The organism is Neorhizobium petrolearium, from assembly GCF_029854435.1.
GTDB classification, from domain to species: Bacteria; Pseudomonadota; Alphaproteobacteria; order Rhizobiales; family Rhizobiaceae; genus Neorhizobium; species Neorhizobium petrolearium.
In genome coordinates, this window is the sequence record NZ_CP123000.1 from 2,597,833 (window position 1) to 2,614,230 (window position 16,398).

Below are 16,398 nucleotides of genomic sequence, written 5' to 3' on the forward strand. Positions count from 1 at the left end.
TTCACCCTCTCCAATTTACCGCGAAGAATATGACAAGGAAGGTGGTGCGAAAATGACGCCGCTTGAATTTAATTCAAGTTTTCGCCCGATAGTTAATCAAGTTTAAAGAATCAGCCCTCGACCAGCGTCCGTCTCACCGCGTCCTTCCAGCCGCGAATCTTCGTTGCGCGCGTCTTTTCGTCCATTTCCGGTTCGAATCGTCGCGACCGCGCCCAGCTCTTTGCGAAAGCCTGTTTATCCGGCCAGACACCTGCCCTCGAACCCGCAAGCCATGCTGCGCCGAGCGCAGTGGTTTCAAGGATGGTCGGACGATCGACCGGCGCATCGAGCAGGTCGGACAAGCGCTGCATCGTCCAGTCCGAGGCGACCATGCCGCCATCGACGCGCAACACTGTCGCCCCGTCGAAGGAGCGCCAGTCCTTCTGCATCGCATCGAGCAGGTCACGGGTCTGGTAGCAGACGGCTTCCAGCGCCGCACGGGAGAGTTCGGCCGGGCCGGTCGCCCGCGTCAGGCCGAAGATCGCGCCGCGCGCCTCCGCGTCCCAATAGGGCGCGCCAAGCCCGGTGAAGGCCGGCACGAGATAGACGTCCTGAAGCGGATCGGCCTCGGCCGCCAGGTCGCCCGACTGGGAAGCCTTTTCGATGACGCCAAGCCCGTCGCGCAGCCATTGCACGGCGGCGCCGGCGATGAAGATCGAGCCCTCCAGCGCATAGGTTGTCTCACCGTCGAGGCGGTAGGCGATCGTCGTGAGCAGCCGGTTCTTCGAGCGCACCAGGTCCACCCCGGTATTGAGCACCGCAAAGCACCCGGTGCCGTAAGTGGATTTCATCATGCCCGGTTCGAAACAGGCCTGCCCGATGGTCGCCGCCTGCTGGTCACCTGCAACGCCGAGAATCGGGATCGCTGCGCCGAACAGGCTTTCGTCGGTGATACCGAAGTCGTCGGCGCAGTCCTTGACCTCCGGCAGCATGGCGACCGGGATGCGCAGGATTTCGAGCAGGTCTTCGTCCCAACGATTGTCGGCGATGTTGTAGATCAGCGTACGCGACGCGTTGGTCGCATCGGTGACGAAGCTGCGGCCGCCGGTGAGCCGCCAGATGAGGAACGTATCGATCGTGCCGAAGCAGAGTTCGCCCTTGGCAGCCCTCGCCCGCGTGCCCTTCACATTGGCAAGCATCCAGGAGAGCTTGGTGCCGGAGAAATAAGGGTCGAGCAGCAGACCGGTGCGGCGGGTGAAGAGCTTTTCCAGCCCCTGCCGCTTCAGCTTCTCGCAATAGCTTGCAGTACGGCGATCCTGCCAGACGATGGCATTGTGGATCGGCTTGCCGGTCTCTCGCTCCCAGACGACGACGGTCTCGCGCTGATTGGTGATGCCGATCGCGGCGATGTCCTTGGCCTCGACACGTGCTTCCTTGAACGCCTGGCCGACAGTCCAAAGCACGCTTTCCCAGATTTCCTCCGGATCATGCTCCACCCAGCCGGATTTCGGGAATATCTGGGTGAATTCCTTCTGGCCGATACCGGCGATCTTCATGTCGCCGTCGAAAACGATCGCCCGCGTCGAGGTCGTTCCCTGATCGATCGCCAGAACATAACCCGCCATGCCAATCCTCCCTGAGCCATGCGAAATTCCTTGGCTCAGGGTTTGAACAGAAGGCGCCGCAGACTGTCAAACGAAAACGCTGGCGCTTGGCTCGGCCAATGCCGCGAAAATAAGCGTGTTCACTCCTGCCCGTTAAAGGCCCGTTCCAGGGTCGCGATATCGAGCTTGACCATCTTGAGCATGGCTTCGGTGGTGCGCCTGGCCTTTTCCCGGTCGGGATCGGCGGTCATGTCGGCAAGCACGCGTGGCAGGATCTGCCAGGACAGGCCCCAGCGGTCCTTCAGCCATCCGCACTGCGCCGCCGTGCCGCCATTGTCGAGAAACGCATTCCAGACGCGATCGATCTCCTCCTGGGTGTCGAATTCCACGCCGATGGAAAAGGCGTGATTGAACCGGTCCATGGCGCCGGCTTCGAAAGCCAGGAAATTCTGCCCGCCCAGTGTAAACTCTATGATGATGACGCTGCCGGGCGGCCCGCTGTAAGTCTCCGCCGCCAGAGACGTCGTCCGATTGATGCCGGAATTCGGAATAATCGACGTGTAGAAGTCGACGGCCTTGGTGACCTCTTTCTCGAACCAAAGATTTGAAACGACTCGAGTCATGTGTCTCTCCTTCGTGTAGTGACCGCATCTTGCCGTCAAAGGACGACCGAGCTTCGCCCTTTCCGACAACATGACGCCGGGCGACGGCAAATTTTCAGGCCCGATTGCCATTCAGGCCGATTTGCGCATAACCTGCCTTTCGTTGCGGCGCACAAGAACGCCGCAGTTTCAGGGAGATATCGGCATGACCAGAACCGTCGTCGTCACCGGCTCAACGAGCGGCATCGGGCTCGGCATCGCGAAGGCATTCGCGACCGAGGGCGCCAATGTCGTCATCAACGGTTTCGGGCCGGCGGACGAGATCGAGGCGACGCGCAAGCAACTCGACGGCTTGGGCGGCGGCACGGTCCTCTATCACGGCGCCGACATGACCAAACCCGCAGAGATCGAGGATCTGATCGCCACGGCGGCGAAGAATTTCGGCACCGTCGACGTGCTCGTCAACAATGCCGGCATCCAGCACGTGGCGAAGATCGAGGAGTTCCCGCCGGAAAAATGGGACCAGCTGATCGCCATCCTGCTGTCCTCTGCCTTCCATACCATGCGCCACACGATCCCGCTGATGAAGAAAGCGGGCCCGGGGCGCCCAGGGGGCCGCATCATCAACATCGCCTCCGCGCACGGGCTGGTCGCCTCGCCGTTCAAGGCCGCCTATGTCGCAGCCAAGCACGGTATCATGGGTTTGACGAAGACGGCGGCGCTGGAGCTTGCGCAGTCGGGGATTACCGTGAACGCCATCTGCCCCGGTTTCGTCTGGACACCGCTGGTGGAAAAGCAGATCCCGGATCAGGCCCGCGAGAAGGGCATCAGCGAGGATGAGGTGAAGGATCAGATCATGCTGCGGTTGCAGGCGACGAAGGAATTCGTCGGCATCGAGGAAGTGGCGGCCGCCGCGCTCTATCTCGCAAGCGATGCGGCACGGAGCATAACCGGCACGCATATATCCATCGACGGCGGCTGGACGGCGCAGTAATATGGCCGGTTGGAACCCTGTCGAGATCAACCTGGAGCCGGCAACGGCGGACGAAGGAGACAAATGCACGAAGCCATCCGCTTCATCCTGAACGGAGAAGACGTCACCCTTGGAGATTTCGGGCCGACAGAGACCCTTCTCGATTATTTGCGCCTGAGGCGGCGGCTGACGGGAACCAAGGAAGGCTGTGCCGAAGGCGACTGCGGCGCCTGCACGGTGCTGGTCGGACGACTGACGGAACTGGGCCTGCGCTACGAAAGCGTCAATGCCTGCATCCGTTTCCTGGGCTCCCTGCACGGCACGCACGTGGTAACCGTCGAGCATCTCGCCGGCGATGACGGCACGCTGCATCCCGTCCAGCAGGCCATGGTCGATTGCCACGGCTCGCAATGCGGCTTCTGTACCCCCGGCTTCGTGATGTCGCTCTATGGCCTCTGGCTCTCCAACGTCGCCCCGACGCGGGCCGATATCGAAAGCGCGCTGCAGGGCAATCTCTGTCGCTGCACCGGTTACGAGCCGATCGTGAAGGCCGCCGAACAGGTTTCAGCAAGCCGGCCGAGCGCACTCTTCGACCCGCTGGAACGCGACCGTACCGAAATCATGGCGAAACTCTGGTCGATCCGTTCCGAGATGGAGACGATCGTGGTGAAGAAGGACGGCGCGCATTCGATCGTGCCGGCTTCGGTCTCTGCCCTGACGGATATCCTGGCGGAAGAGCCGGACGCGACGATCGTTGCGGGCGCCACCGATGTCGGCCTGTGGGTCACCAAGCAGATGCGGCATCTCGACCCTGTGATCTTCATCAATCACCTCACCGAACTCCAGTCGATCGCCTCGGACGAGACCGGCATCGCCATCGGCGCCGGTGTGAGCTACACCCAGGCCCTCGATACGCTCTCGGATGAACTGCCCGCCTTCGGCCGGCTGATCGACCGAATCGGCGGACAGCAGGTGCGCAACATGGGCACGATCGGCGGCAATATCGCAAACGGCTCTCCGATCGGCGACGCGCCACCCGCGCTGATCGTCCTGAGCGCCGAACTGACGCTCCGCACTCACGCCGGCCGGCGCACCATCCCGCTCGAGGACTTTTTTCTGGCCTATGGCAAGCAGGACCGGCTGCCGGGCGAATTCGTCGAGAAGGTCTTCGTACCGCGCCCGGCGAAAGACGACCATTTCGCCGTCTACAAGATCTCCAAGCGCCGCGACGAGGATATCTCCGCGCTCTGCGGCGCCTTCAGCCTGACGCTCGACGGCGACGGCAAGGTTGAAAACATCCGCATCGCCTTCGGCGGCATGGCGGCCACCCCGAAACGGGCGAGGCATGTGGAGGAAGCACTTCTCGGCAAGGCCTGGAGCTGGGGCGTCATTTCGGCAGTGCGCGATCTTTTCGACGAGGATTATACGCCGCTCACGGACTGGCGGGCGACGGCAGCATATCGCAGCCTCGCAGCCAAGAATCTGCTGACCCGCTTCTTCCTGGAAACCGCCGGCCAGCCCCAGGAACTGCGTCGCTTCGAACTGGAGGAGGCGTGATGATGGACAAGTCGACCTTCGAGACCAAATCCGTCATCAACGGCCCGATGCATGCGGCGCTGAAACATGACTCCGCGCATAAGCATGTCACCGGAAGTGCCGAATATATCGATGACATTCCGGAGCCTGCGGGCACGCTGCACGGCGGCCTCGGCCTCTCCGACCGGGCGCATGCGGAAATCGTCTCGATCGACCTTTCCGCCGTGAAGGCCGCACCGGGTGTCATCTGGGTGATGACGGCGGAAGACATCCCGGGCTTCAACGACGTCGCCTCCACGGGCCAGCACGACGAGCCGCTGCTCGCCACGGCCGAGGTGCAGTTCCACGGCCAGCCGATCTTTGCCGTCATTGCGAAGACGCGCGACCAGGCTCGCCGGGCCGCAAAGCTTGCCCATATCGAATATAGCGACTTGCCGCACTGGACCGACATCGACACCGCCCGCGCGAACAACGCGCCAAACGTCATCGAACCGATGACGTTGAAACGTGGCGAGCCGGAAACGGAGATCGAGAAGGCGCCGCTGCGCGTCCAGGGTCACATGTATATCGGCGGCCAGGAACATTTTTATCTGGAAAGCCATATCGCCATGGCAATACCCGGCGAAGACGACGAAGTGACCGTCTGGTCCTCCACCCAGCACCCGAGCGAGGTGCAGCACATGGTGGCGCATGTTTTGGGCGTCGCCAACAATGCCGTGACCGTGCAGACCCGGCGCATGGGCGGCGGTTTCGGCGGCAAGGAAACGCAGGGAAACCAGTTTGCCGCACTTGCGGCAGTCGCCGCCAGGAAACTGAAGCGGGCGGTGAAATTCCGTCCCGACCGCGACGAGGATATGTCGATCACCGGCAAGCGGCACGATTTCCGCGTCGACTATGACGTCGCCTTCAGCGAGGAGGGCCTGATCCACGCGGTCGACGCCACCTACGCGGCACGGTGCGGCTTTTCCGCCGATCTCTCCGGCCCCGTGACCGACCGCGCCCTCTTCCACGCGGATTCCAGCTACTATTATCCGCATGTTCGCCTCACCTCGCAGCCGCTCAAGACCCACACCGTCTCCAATACCGCGTTTCGCGGTTTCGGCGGCCCGCAGGGCATGGTCGGCGGCGAGCGGATTATCGAGGAGATCGCCTATGCCGTCGGCAAGGACCCGCTTGAGATCCGCAAGCTGAATTTCTACGGCCTCCGGGGTTCCGGGCGGACGGTGACACCTTACCATCAGGAGGTCGAAGACAACATTGTCGCCCGCATTGTCGAGGAGTTGGAGGCCTCCTCGGATTATCAGGCCCGGCGCCAGGCAATCCTCGAATTCAATGAAAACAGTCCGGTGATCCGCAGGGGCATTGCGCTGACTCCGGTGAAATTCGGCATCTCATTCACCATGACCGCCTATAACCAGGCGGGCGCGCTGGTGCATATCTATCAGGACGGTTCGATCCATCTGAACCATGGCGGCACCGAAATGGGCCAGGGCCTCTACACCAAGGTGGCTCAGGTGGTGGCCAACACGTTCCAGGTCGATATCGACCGGGTGAAGATCACCGCAACGACGACCGGCAAGGTGCCGAACACCTCTGCCACAGCCGCCTCTTCCGGCTCGGATCTCAACGGCATGGCAGCCTATGATGCAGCGCGCCAGCTCAAGGAGCGGCTGATCCAGTTCGCCGTGCGGCAATGGAAAGTGGCGCGTGAAAAGATCGAGTTCCTGCCGAACCGGGTGCGGATCGGCAGCGAGATTGTGCCTTTCGACACGCTCGTCCGGGCCGCCTATTACGACCGTGTGCAGCTTTCCGCCACGGGCTTCTACAAGACGCCCAAGATTCACTGGGACCGCCACGCCGGGCGCGGCCGGCCTTTCTACTATTTCGCTTATGGCGCCGCAGCTTCGGAAGTGTCGGTCGACACGCTGACCGGCGAATATCTCGTCGAGCGTACCGACATCCTCCACGACGTCGGCAAATCCTTGAACCCGGCGATCGATATCGGCCAGATCGAGGGCGGATTCATACAGGGCATGGGCTGGCTGACGACCGAGGAACTGTGGTGGGATGCAAGGGGGCGGCTGAGGACCCATGCGCCATCGACCTACAAGATCCCGCTCGCCTCCGACCGGCCGAAGATCTTCAACGTGAAGCTCGCGGAGTGGTCGGAGAATGCTGAACCAACGATCGGCCGCTCCAAGGCGGTCGGCGAGCCGCCCTTCATGCTGGCAATCTCGGTCCTCGAGGCGATCTCCATGGCAGTGGCAAGCGTCGCTGACTATTCCGTCTGCCCGCGCCTCGACGCACCGGCCACGCCCGAGCGCGTGCTGATGGCGGTCGAACGGCTGAAGGCGATGGAGTGAGACACAGACCTTGCTGATCCGGGCCGAACTCCCCAGCGACGAAGACGCGATCCACGAGTTGACGGCAACGGCTTTCGCACCGATGCCATACAGCAACGGATCGGAGGCTCCGATCATTCGCGCGCTGCGCAGTTCGGGTGACCTCACTTTGTCTCTGGTTGCCGAAGAGGATGGCGTGGTCATAGGCCATGTCGCCTTCTCGCGGGTTACCATCGACGGTGTCCATGGGGGCTGGTTTGGTCTTGGCCCGATATCCGTGCAGCCGGAAAGACAGCGCCAGGGCATTGGAAAGGCACTTATCAGTGAAGGATTGAAGAGGTTGAAGGAACGCGGTGCGGCCGGTTGCGCTTTGATTGGCAATCCCGAAGTCTATCGGGGGTCCGGTTTTGAGAGTGATGGCCTGCTCGCTTACGGCGATCTGGATCGCCGCTATGTGCAGCGGATTGTGTTCTCTGGCCCATCGCCGCGCGGTGTATTAAAATTTGCCGACGCATTCGAGGCAGGCGCCGATCAGCCTGGTTCGTAAGCTTCGTTTGGGAACCTGGCTCAACCATGCATGACCTCCCCCTCCCCATCTTTATCGCCAACCACCCCGGCGCGATCCTGGTCGAGGTCACAGAGACGAAGGGTTCGACGCCGCGGGAGGTGGGTGCCTTCATGCTGGTGGCGGAGACGGCGATCTGGGGGACGATCGGCGGCGGGCAGTTCGAATATATGGCGATCGACAACGCCCGCGCGATGCTGTCGGGTGGTGGAGAGGCGATGATGGATATCCCGCTCGGCCCCGAGATCGGCCAATGCTGCGGCGGTCGCGCGAAACTCACTTTCATGCAGATGACGCCGGCGCTCGCCGAAAAGCTTGAAAGCCGCATGAAAAATGAAGAGGAAGAGCGGCCCGCGGTTTATCTCTTCGGTGCCGGCCATGTCGGCCAGGCGCTGGCCAGGGCACTGACGCCGTTGCCTTTCGCGGTCACCGTGGTCGAGACGCGCGCAGAGGCGCTGGAGGATCTGCCGGGAAACGCGGCGAGACACCTGACCGCCGTGCCGGAGGCGTTCGTGGCCCGGATTCCAGCTGGTGGTGCCGCGGTCATCCTCACCCACGACCACGCACTGGATTTCCTGATCGCCAAAGAAGCGCTTGCCAGATCCGACCTCGCCTATGTCGGCATGATCGGCTCGGCCACCAAGCGCGCCACGTTTGCGAACTGGCTGAAGCGGGAGGGCGGCGACGAAAAAATGCTCTCCCGCCTCGTCCTGCCGATTGGCGGCTCCACGGTCAGGGACAAGCGGCCGGCGGTGATTGCCGCATTGGTAGCCGCCGAATTGCTGGAAACCTGCGCTGCCCGAGAAAAGCAGGGTTCAAAGCGGCAGGTCCCGAACGCATGATCGGCGCTTCGCCTCCCAGAAGGCCTCGGCACGGTCGGACGGCAAGGCTTCGCCGAGCCCGACATCCGACCGCAGCTCGACCGGCAGCTTAGGCACGCGCCAGAGGCCGGGCCTGACGAGCTGACGAAGGTAACGGCCGAAGGCGCGCCAGACGCCGCCCGGGCGGATGGATTGTAAGGACACGGACAGAGCCTGTGCGGACAGCATGGTCGCTCCACATTGATGAACTTGTGTTGTTGGATCGGCTGAGGAATGCGCCGGATTGCCGGCGAATTCCAATTCAAATACAGTGGCTCGCGATCAAGAGAACTTATGATGAAGCTGTCGCGCCGCTTTCCGCTGAATGCACTCCGGGTTTTCGAGGCGGTCGCGCGCCTGGAAAACTTCACCCGTGCCGCGGACGAACTCGGCATGACCCAAACGGCGGTGAGCTACCAGATCAAGCTTCTGGAGGATCATCTCGGCGACGCGGTCTTCATCCGCAGGCCGCGGGCGCTGCAGCTCACCGAAACTGGGCGCAACCTCCTGCCCAACGTGGCCGAGGCTTTTTCCCTGTTGTCGGAAGCGGTGCAGGAGGCGCGCGGCACGAGGGAGGAGACGCTGGAGATCCACTCTCCGCCGACCTTCGCCTCGCAATGGCTCTCGCTCCGTCTCGGTGCCTTTCGCGCAGCCCATCCGCAGATCTCGGTACGGCTCCTGCGCAACATGGCACACGAGCACACGGCGTTCTCCGATATTGCCATCCAGATCGCGGCGGAGCCTCCGAGGGGGATGATCTGCCATCCACTTCTGCGCCTGAATTTCGCACCCATGCTGGCGCCGCGGCTGGCGGAAAGCATTGGCGGCATCAGCCAGCCTGCGGACCTTCTGAAGCTGCCCTGGATTTCCGAGATCGGCGGCTGCTGGCTTGACTGGTTCGAAGCCGCCAACATCGACCCCGCGCCGATCAAGCCGTCCAGCCTCGACGCTTTGGGCGCGCTCGATCTGGAGGCGAAGGCCGCGATATCGGGTCATGGCGTGGCGATGCTCACGCCCTTTTTCTTCAGGGACGACCTGGCGACAGGACGATTGGTCCAGCCGTTCGGCCTTTCTGTCTGCGACGAGAAGACCTACTGGCTCACCTATCCGCAGGCCCGGCGAAATTCCGCGAAGATCAAGGCTTTCCATGCGTGGATCGCCGAAACCCTCTCGAACGATCTCGCTTCTGACGGTGCCGGGGCAATCGTCGCAGCGTAGCACTATAGTGTCGGCGGTCGTTCCATCGGCCACCATTGCTCGCGGCGTTCGCACCTCGGCAATGTCTGTCGGGAGGGGCGCCCGTCCATGATGCCGATGTCCCGGAGCTGCTGCTCCGTCATTTCCTCTTTCTCGACGCGGTTTCTCCGAGCCCGCTCGCTACGGACCGGAATGTCAAAGTGGTCGCTCAGGCTCCACAAGCGCGCAAAAAGCGCAGGCATACCATGGGTCATGGCTCCTTCTCCTCCGGTTCTCACCGGTATTCGATTGATGACTATGAAAGCAGGATGCGCCGGATTATGCTGGTTTTCCAACGAAGATTTCGTCTGCATAGATCAAGAGAGCTTATCCATGAAAATGTCGAAGCAGTTTCCTTTGAATGCACTGCGCGCGTTCGAATCCGCTGCCCGGCAGATGAGTTTCACCAAGGCAGGCGAGGAGCTGGGCCTCACCCAGACGGCGGTGAGTTACCAGATCAAGCTTCTGGAGGACACGATCGGCGAGCCGCTCTTTCTGCGCCGGCCGCGGCAGGTGACGCTAACGGAATCCGGCGAGCGGCTGGCCCCGAGGATCACCGAAGCTTTCGGTATCATGAGCGAGGCGATCACCAGCCTCAGGGACACATCGGAAGGCACGCTGATCATCCATTCGACCGCGACTTTTGCTGCACGCTGGCTGGCGCGACATCTGGGAACGTTCCAGTTGGAAAATCCCGGCATCGCGGTCAGACTCGAGACGTCACACGAGATGATCGATTTCGCGAGAACCGAAGCCGACGTGGCAATCCGCACCGGCAAGGGCGATTGGCCGGGCCTGAGGTCGCATTCCCTGATGAAGAGCCATTTCACGCCGATGCTGAGCCCGGAGCTTGCGGCGACGATCGGAGGGGTAAGGACGCCAGAGGATCTGCTGAAGCTCAGGATCATCGATCCCGGCGATCCCTGGTGGCGCATCTGGTTTACGGCGGCTGGCATGCCGGATGTCGATCTCGGCGGCCGTCCCAGTAGCAAGTTCGGCGCGCAGGCCTTCGAGGCGGCAGCAGCGATCGCCGGCCATGGCGTCGCCATTCTCAAACCTGAATTCTACACCGACGATGTGGCGCTCGGCAGACTGATCCAGCCGTTCGATCTGTTGAGTGATGACGGAACCGACTACTGGCTCGTCTATCCGCAAACCCGCAGGAACTCCCGGAAAATCCGCGCCTTCCGCGATTTCATGCGAAAGACCATGCCGACCTTCAGGGACTAGCAGTCAGTTTTTCTCCAGCGCAATTTCCGGATGCAAACCGCGTCACACTCGCAAATTCGCCCTTTCAGTAACTCATGTCGGGCGCATAGAAGCAGCGCAATGTGTCCTCGGTCGGATAAAGGCAGAGGTGATATTCTTCGTCTTTGCTGCGCCGCGCCTGGCTCTGGGGAAGCGTGAAATGATGCGGCCTTGTAATCAGCCTATGGTCTCCCGGACCGAGGGAGATTTCATAACCGCCCTTGATGATCTTGACATTTTTCGTCGAGATCATCTGGCAGTCCCCGGTATGATTGTCTCCGTTGCAGCAGAAACCGTCGTATTTCCAGGCCACGCCCTTCGGGCTATGTGCCTCGTGGGCCGCTGCCGATCCGGCATATACACAAGACACAAACGCAATCACCATACCCATCAGAATACCACGCATGAGCTTAGTCTCCGTTGATGAATGCCATCCCCGGCGAGAGCCCTTCACGCAATACCCGGACACCGCCGGTTGACTTGCATCCGCTAAGTTACGTGAGTCGCCTTAGCCGGCTAACCCCCAAATTTTGCAATGCACAATTTAGTACATTCGACAATTGTGAACTTCTGAGGGCGTGCGCGATGAACTCCTATTCGCCCTGTCAAGTTCCGCTATGAAACAAAAAGTTCCGGGCGATAATCGCTTCCCTCTCACCCATTTTTCTCGCAAAGTGACGAGTCGGGGGGCAAAAAGGGGAAGACTGAATGTATGAATATGCCGTCGCCTGGGAATGGCTGAGTTTCGCCGCCCGCTGGTTTCACGTCATCACGGGGATCGCCTGGATCGGCTCCTCCTTCTATTTCATCGCACTCGATCTCGGGCTCGTGAAGCGGCCGCATCTGCCGGCGGGCGTGCATGGCGAGGAATGGCAGGTGCATGGCGGTGGCTTCTACCACGTCCAGAAATATCTGGTGGCGCCGGCCGAGATGCCCGAGCACCTGACCTGGTTCAAATACGAGAGCTACTTCACCTGGCTCTCCGGCTTCCTGATGCTCTGCATCGTCTATTACGGCGGCGCCGACCTCTTCCTGATCGACCGGACGGTGATGGATCTCGCGCCCTGGCAGGCGATCGTCATTTCGCTGGCATCGCTGGCGGTCGGCTGGATCATCTATGACCAGCTCTGCAAATCACCGATCGGGAAGAACACCTGGGGCCTGATGGCAGTGCTCTATGTCGTACTGGTCGCCATGGCCTGGGGCTATACGCAGGTCTTCACCGGCCGCGCCGCCTTCCTTCATCTCGGCGCCTTCACGGCGACGATCATGTCGGCCAACGTCTTCTTCATCATCATCCCGAACCAGAAGGTGGTGGTGGCGGACCTGATCGCCGGCCGCACGCCGGACCCGAAATATGGCGTGATCGCCAAGCAGCGCTCGCTCCACAACAACTACCTGACGCTGCCCGTCATCTTCTTCATGCTGTCGAACCACTATCCGCTGGCCTTCGCGACCGCATTCAACTGGGTGATCGCAGCACTCGTCTTCCTGATGGGCGTGACGATAAGGCACTGGTTCAACACGACCCATGCGCGGAAGGGCAAGCCGACGTGGACCTGGCTGGTGACGGTGATCCTCTTCATCGCAATCATCTGGCTCTCGACTGTACCCAAAGTGCTTACCGGCGAGACGGAAACTTCGATGACGTCCCCCATGACGACCGTCGAACAGAGATTTGCGTCCAATGCCCATTTCGGTGCTGCCCGCGATGTCGTGCAGGCGCGATGTTCCATGTGTCATGCGGCCGAACCCGTCTGGGAGGGCATCAATTTCACGCCGAAATCCGTGAAGCTCGAAACCGACCGGGAGATTGCCGCCCACGCACGGGAAATCTATATCCAGGCAGGCCGGAGCCACGCCATGCCGCCCGGCAATGTCACCGATATTTCGCCGGAGGAGCGGAAGCTCATCACGGCCTGGTACGAAAGCGCGATATCCGAATGACCGAAAAGCTGATCCGCGGGCGGCTCATCTCCTTCAAGCGGGCACCGCTCAGCCTCACAGACACGGAGAGCTATGCATATGAGCACGACGGCGCCCTGTTGGTCGCGGATGGCAGGATTGCAGCCTTCGGCGACTATGCTGCGGTGAGGTCCAGGGCACCTGAAGGCATCGAGGAGATCGACCACCGGCCGCATCTCATCCTGCCGGGTTTCATCGACATGCACCTGCATTTTCCGCAGATGCAGGTGATCGCCTCCTACGCCGCAAACCTGCTCGAATGGCTGAACACCTATACGTTTCCGGAGGAGTGCCGGTTCGTGGAAACCGACCACGCGGCACGGATCGCAACCCATTTCTACGATGAGCTCATCCGCCATGGCACGACGACGGTCGTCGCCTATTGCTCGGTCCATAAAACCTCAGCGGACGCCTTCTTCGCTGAAGCGTTGAAGCGCGGCATGTGCATGGTCGGCGGCAAGGTGATGATGGACCGCAACGCCCCTCAGGGCCTGCTCGACACGCCCGAGATGGGTTATGACGAGACTCGGGCTGTGATCGCCGAATGGCACGGCAAGGGGCGAAACCACGTGGCGATCACGCCGCGTTTCGCGATCACCTCGACGCCGGCACAGATGAGGGCGGCTCAGGCGCTGGCCGAAGAATTTCCGGACCTTCACATCCAGACGCATCTTTCCGAGAACCACGACGAGATTCGCTATACCCTGGAACTCTATCCGCAGGCGAAGGACTATACGGACGTCTACGCCCATTACGGATTGCTTGGGCCGAAAACGCTGCTCGGCCATGCGATCCACCTCTCCGAGCGCGAAGCGGATGCGCTGTCTGAGGCCGGCGCGGTGGCGGTCCACTGCCCGACCTCGAACCTCTTCCTCGGCTCCGGCCTCTTTCCCATGAAGGCGCTGATGCGGCGCGAAAAGCCGGTGCGCGTGGCGGTCGCGACCGATATCGGCGGCGGGTCGAGCTATTCGATGCTGCGGACGATGGACGAAGCTTACAAGATCCAGCAGCTGCTTGGCGAACGCCTCAATCCGCTGGAAAGCTTCTACCTGATGACCCGCGGCAATGCCGAAGCGCTGTCCATGGTGGGAGATATCGGCACGCTGGAGCCCGGCACGACAGCCGACCTCATCGTGCTGGACGCCGCCGCGACGCCGGCGATGAAGCTGCGGATGGAAACGGTGAAGACCCTACCGGAAGAACTTTTCCTGCTCCAGACCATGGGCGACGACCGCGCCGTGATAGAGACTTATGTGGCAGGCAATGCGATGAAGACGGCGCTCTGACGGCACGCGGAGTGCCCATGTGATGCGGAGAAAGCATGAGTGAGACGCAGCGCAAGTTGACAACCATCTTCTCCGCCGACGTGCAGGACTACACTCGCCTGATGGGTTCCGATGAGGAAGGCACGCTGGCGACGCTGAAGCGCTACCGCGATGCCATGTCCGGCCTGATCGCGGCCCATGGCGGCCGCATCGTCAATACCTGGGGCGACGGGTTGATTGCCGACTTTCCGAGCGTGGTCGAGGCAGTGCGCACCGCAGTCGACGTGCAGACGGAGCTTGCGGGCTTCAATGCCGCGAAACCGGCTGCGGAACAGATGCTTTTCCGCATCGGCATCAATCTCGGCGACGTTATCCTCGAGGGGACGGACATCTATGGCGATGGCGTCAATATCGCAGCCCGCCTGCAGGCCTCTGCGCCAGCCGGCGGCATCGTCATTTCCAGCACCGTCTATGATCAGGTCCGCAACAAGGTGCCGGTCGGCTTCGATTTTCTCGGCCCGCTGACGGTGAAGAATGTCTCGGAAGCGATCCCGAGCTACTCCATCCGCATCGGCGAAGCAGCGGCGCAGCCGGCATCCGCCGCCTGGCAAACTGCCGCCGCCGCAATCGATCACGGACCGCGGCCAACCACGTCACCGTCGAAGGTCCGCAAGCGTCTCAGCATTTTCCCCATCGCCGCGGCAGTCCTGGTCATCGTCAACGCACTCACCTGGCAAGGCGTCTTCTGGGCCGCCTGGCCGATCCTCGCCCTCGCCGTCACCGCCGGTGTGATCATGGCGCGGCTGCAGGACCGCTTTGACCGGTACATGACAAGCCTGGCGATCATCGGCATCGGCCTCGTCGGCATTAACCTCCTGTCATGGCAGGGAACTTTCTGGGCAATCTGGCCGCTGACGGGCTTTGCCGTCGTCGCGGCGATCCGCTGGGTCATGCGCAACTGAAACAGGCCGCTGCAAAGGTTGGAAATCCGGTATCAAGCTGATGTTTCCGCTGGCGATGGGCCTCGGATGTGATAGTCCTCCGGAACATTCCGGAGGAAGTTCAAACCATGTCCAAACCGCTGACCATCGCAGATCTGAAAATCCTGGCCCGTCGGCGCGTGCCAAAGATGTTCTTCGATTATGCGGACAGCGGCGCCTGGACAGAGAGCACGTACCGGGCCAACGAGGACGACTTTGCGAAGATCAAGCTGCGCCAGCGCGTGCTGGTCGACATGACCAACCGTACGCTCGAAACCACGATGATCGGCGAAAAGGCAATGATGCCCGTGGCGCTGGCCCCGACCGGCATGACCGGCATGCAGCATGCCGACGGTGAAATGCTGGCTGCGAAGGCCGCGGAGGAATTTGGCGTTCCGTTCACCCTTTCGACGATGAGCATTTGCTCGATCGAGGACGTTGCTTCCGTGACGTCCAAGCCGTTCTGGTTTCAGCTCTATGTGATGAAGGACCGCGGCTTCGTGGAGCGGCTGATCGGCCGCGCCAAGGCCGCAAAGTGCTCTGCACTGGTCGTTACCGCCGACCTGCAGATCCTCGGCCAACGCCACAAGGACCTGCGCAACGGCCTGTCGGCGCCGCCGAAATGGACGCTGAAGAGCTTCATGCAGCTTGCCACCCGCCCGCAATGGTGCCTGGAAATGCTCGGCACCAAGCGCCGCGGATTCGGCAATATCGTCGGCCATGCAAGCAACGTCTCCGACCTCTCCTCGCTCGGTGCCTGGACGGCCGAACAGTTCGATCCAAAGCTCTCCTGGGACGACATCCGCTGGATCAAGGACCTGTGGGGCGGCAAGCTGATCATCAAGGGCATTCTGGATGAAGAGGATGCGCGCGCCGCAGCCGACACCGGCGCGGACGCGATCATCGTCTCCAACCATGGCGGCCGCCAGCTCGACGGCGCTCCCTCCTCGATCAGCATGTTGCCGAAGATCGTCGATGCCGTCGGCGACCGGATCGAAGTCCACGTGGACGGCGGCATCCGCTCGGGCCAGGACGTCCTGAAAGCCGTGGCGCTTGGCGCACGGGGCACCTATATAGGCCGTCCCTTCCTCTATGGTCTCGGCGCCATGGGCAAGGACGGGGTCACGACCGCGCTCAATGTCATCCGCAACGAGTTGGATATCACCATGGCGCTTTGCGGCAAGCGGGACATCCAGACTGTCGACCGCAGTATTCTGGCGAACGTCCCTTTCTGACCGCCAGC

Annotated in this window: 15 protein-coding genes; 11 read left to right on the forward strand and 4 right to left on the reverse strand. The window is 61.8% G+C overall.

Annotated features, from left to right (window positions below; all coding sequences use genetic code 11):
• Positions 1–110: 110 nt before the first annotated feature.
• Positions 111–1,604, reverse strand: a complete 1,494-nt coding sequence (glpK, locus tag QEO92_RS13070) for a glycerol kinase GlpK (RefSeq protein WP_037148192.1) — start codon at positions 1,602–1,604, stop codon at positions 111–113.
• Between the two features lie 119 nt (positions 1,605–1,723).
• Positions 1,724–2,206 carry a VOC family protein gene (locus QEO92_RS13075; RefSeq protein ID WP_037148194.1) on the reverse strand — a complete coding sequence of 161 codons (483 nt, stop codon included), beginning with the start codon at positions 2,204–2,206 and terminating at the stop codon, positions 1,724–1,726.
• A 184-nt stretch (positions 2,207–2,390) separates the two neighbouring features.
• Here QEO92_RS13075 and QEO92_RS13080 point away from each other — a divergent pair, with 184 nt between their 5' ends.
• From QEO92_RS13080 to xdhC, 5 genes are all read left to right on the forward strand, one after another.
• Complete coding sequence (locus tag QEO92_RS13080; RefSeq protein ID WP_227703324.1) at positions 2,391–3,179, forward strand: 3-hydroxybutyrate dehydrogenase; 789 nt, start codon at positions 2,391–2,393, stop codon at positions 3,177–3,179.
• A gap of 63 nt (positions 3,180–3,242) precedes the next feature.
• Complete coding sequence (gene xdhA / locus QEO92_RS13085; RefSeq protein WP_227703325.1) at positions 3,243–4,715, forward strand: xanthine dehydrogenase small subunit; 1,473 nt, start codon at positions 3,243–3,245, stop codon at positions 4,713–4,715.
• Between the two features lie 2 nt (positions 4,716–4,717).
• Entirely contained in the window at positions 4,718–7,057 is a 2,340-nt protein-coding gene (gene xdhB / locus QEO92_RS13090; protein ID WP_227703326.1) for a xanthine dehydrogenase molybdopterin binding subunit, read from the forward strand.
• Positions 7,058–7,067: 10 nt separating this feature from the next.
• A complete protein-coding gene (locus tag QEO92_RS13095; RefSeq protein WP_227703327.1) occupies positions 7,068–7,583 on the forward strand; it encodes a GNAT family N-acetyltransferase in 516 nt (171 codons plus the stop codon).
• Positions 7,584–7,609: 26 nt separating this feature from the next.
• Positions 7,610–8,443, forward strand: coding sequence for a xanthine dehydrogenase accessory protein XdhC (gene xdhC, locus QEO92_RS13100; protein ID WP_227703328.1), 834 nt, complete (start codon positions 7,610–7,612; stop codon positions 8,441–8,443).
• Here xdhC and QEO92_RS13105 read toward each other — a convergent pair.
• The gene (locus QEO92_RS13105; protein WP_227703329.1) at positions 8,417–8,650 is read right to left on the reverse strand and encodes a hypothetical protein; all 234 of its coding nucleotides are present in this window, start codon (positions 8,648–8,650) and stop codon (positions 8,417–8,419) included. The two genes, xdhC and QEO92_RS13105, sit on opposite strands and share 27 nt — an antisense overlap.
• A gap of 105 nt (positions 8,651–8,755) precedes the next feature.
• Here QEO92_RS13105 and QEO92_RS13110 point away from each other — a divergent pair, with 105 nt between their 5' ends.
• Entirely contained in the window at positions 8,756–9,679 is a 924-nt protein-coding gene (locus tag QEO92_RS13110) for a LysR substrate-binding domain-containing protein (protein ID WP_341871448.1), read from the forward strand.
• A gap of 351 nt (positions 9,680–10,030) precedes the next feature.
• Positions 10,031–10,927, forward strand: coding sequence for a LysR substrate-binding domain-containing protein (locus QEO92_RS13115; protein WP_227703331.1), 897 nt, complete (start codon positions 10,031–10,033; stop codon positions 10,925–10,927).
• 64 nt (positions 10,928–10,991) lie between these two features.
• On the opposite strand, the gene QEO92_RS13120 is transcribed toward QEO92_RS13115, so the two are convergent.
• Positions 10,992–11,351 (reverse strand): hypothetical protein, encoded by a 360-nt coding sequence (locus QEO92_RS13120; protein ID WP_037148209.1) that lies wholly within the window; start codon positions 11,349–11,351, stop codon positions 10,992–10,994.
• Between the two features lie 302 nt (positions 11,352–11,653).
• Here QEO92_RS13120 and puuD point away from each other — a divergent pair, with 302 nt between their 5' ends.
• From puuD to QEO92_RS13140, 4 genes are all read left to right on the forward strand, one after another.
• Positions 11,654–12,892, forward strand: coding sequence for a urate hydroxylase PuuD (puuD, locus tag QEO92_RS13125; RefSeq protein WP_227703332.1), 1,239 nt, complete (start codon positions 11,654–11,656; stop codon positions 12,890–12,892).
• On the forward strand, positions 12,889–14,196 hold the full coding sequence (gene guaD / locus QEO92_RS13130; protein WP_227703333.1) for a guanine deaminase: 1,308 nt from the start codon (positions 12,889–12,891) through the stop codon (positions 14,194–14,196). The genes puuD and guaD overlap by 4 nt, the downstream gene beginning before the upstream one ends.
• Positions 14,197–14,231: 35 nt before the next feature.
• Positions 14,232–15,137: an adenylate/guanylate cyclase domain-containing protein gene (locus tag QEO92_RS13135; protein ID WP_227703334.1), complete on the forward strand. Its 906-nt coding sequence runs from the start codon at positions 14,232–14,234 to the stop codon at positions 15,135–15,137.
• Between the two features lie 107 nt (positions 15,138–15,244).
• On the forward strand, positions 15,245–16,390 hold the full coding sequence (locus tag QEO92_RS13140; RefSeq protein ID WP_227703335.1) for an alpha-hydroxy acid oxidase: 1,146 nt from the start codon (positions 15,245–15,247) through the stop codon (positions 16,388–16,390).
• The last annotated feature ends 8 nt before the right edge of the window (positions 16,391–16,398 follow it).

What these genes read in the sequence shown, in the direction of transcription:
- glpK (WP_037148192.1), bottom strand. Translation starts at nt 1,604, where the DNA reads ATGGCGGGTTATGTTCTGGCGATCGATCAGGGAACGACCTCGACGCGG.
- QEO92_RS13075 (WP_037148194.1), bottom strand. Translation starts at nt 2,206, where the DNA reads ATGACTCGAGTCGTTTCAAATCTTTGGTTCGAGAAAGAGGTCACCAAG.
- QEO92_RS13080 (WP_227703324.1), top strand. Translation starts at nt 2,391, where the DNA reads ATGACCAGAACCGTCGTCGTCACCGGCTCAACGAGCGGCATCGGGCTC.
- xdhA (WP_227703325.1), top strand. Translation starts at nt 3,243, where the DNA reads ATGCACGAAGCCATCCGCTTCATCCTGAACGGAGAAGACGTCACCCTT.
- xdhB (WP_227703326.1), top strand. Translation starts at nt 4,718, where the DNA reads ATGGACAAGTCGACCTTCGAGACCAAATCCGTCATCAACGGCCCGATG.
- xdhC (WP_227703328.1), top strand. Translation starts at nt 7,610, where the DNA reads ATGCATGACCTCCCCCTCCCCATCTTTATCGCCAACCACCCCGGCGCG.
- QEO92_RS13105 (WP_227703329.1), bottom strand. Translation starts at nt 8,650, where the DNA reads ATGCTGTCCGCACAGGCTCTGTCCGTGTCCTTACAATCCATCCGCCCG.
- QEO92_RS13110 (WP_341871448.1), top strand. Translation starts at nt 8,756, where the DNA reads ATGATGAAGCTGTCGCGCCGCTTTCCGCTGAATGCACTCCGGGTTTTC.
- QEO92_RS13115 (WP_227703331.1), top strand. Translation starts at nt 10,031, where the DNA reads ATGAAAATGTCGAAGCAGTTTCCTTTGAATGCACTGCGCGCGTTCGAA.
- QEO92_RS13120 (WP_037148209.1), bottom strand. Translation starts at nt 11,351, where the DNA reads ATGCGTGGTATTCTGATGGGTATGGTGATTGCGTTTGTGTCTTGTGTA.
- puuD (WP_227703332.1), top strand. Translation starts at nt 11,654, where the DNA reads ATGTATGAATATGCCGTCGCCTGGGAATGGCTGAGTTTCGCCGCCCGC.
- guaD (WP_227703333.1), top strand. Translation starts at nt 12,889, where the DNA reads ATGACCGAAAAGCTGATCCGCGGGCGGCTCATCTCCTTCAAGCGGGCA.
- QEO92_RS13135 (WP_227703334.1), top strand. Translation starts at nt 14,232, where the DNA reads ATGAGTGAGACGCAGCGCAAGTTGACAACCATCTTCTCCGCCGACGTG.
- QEO92_RS13140 (WP_227703335.1), top strand. Translation starts at nt 15,245, where the DNA reads ATGTCCAAACCGCTGACCATCGCAGATCTGAAAATCCTGGCCCGTCGG.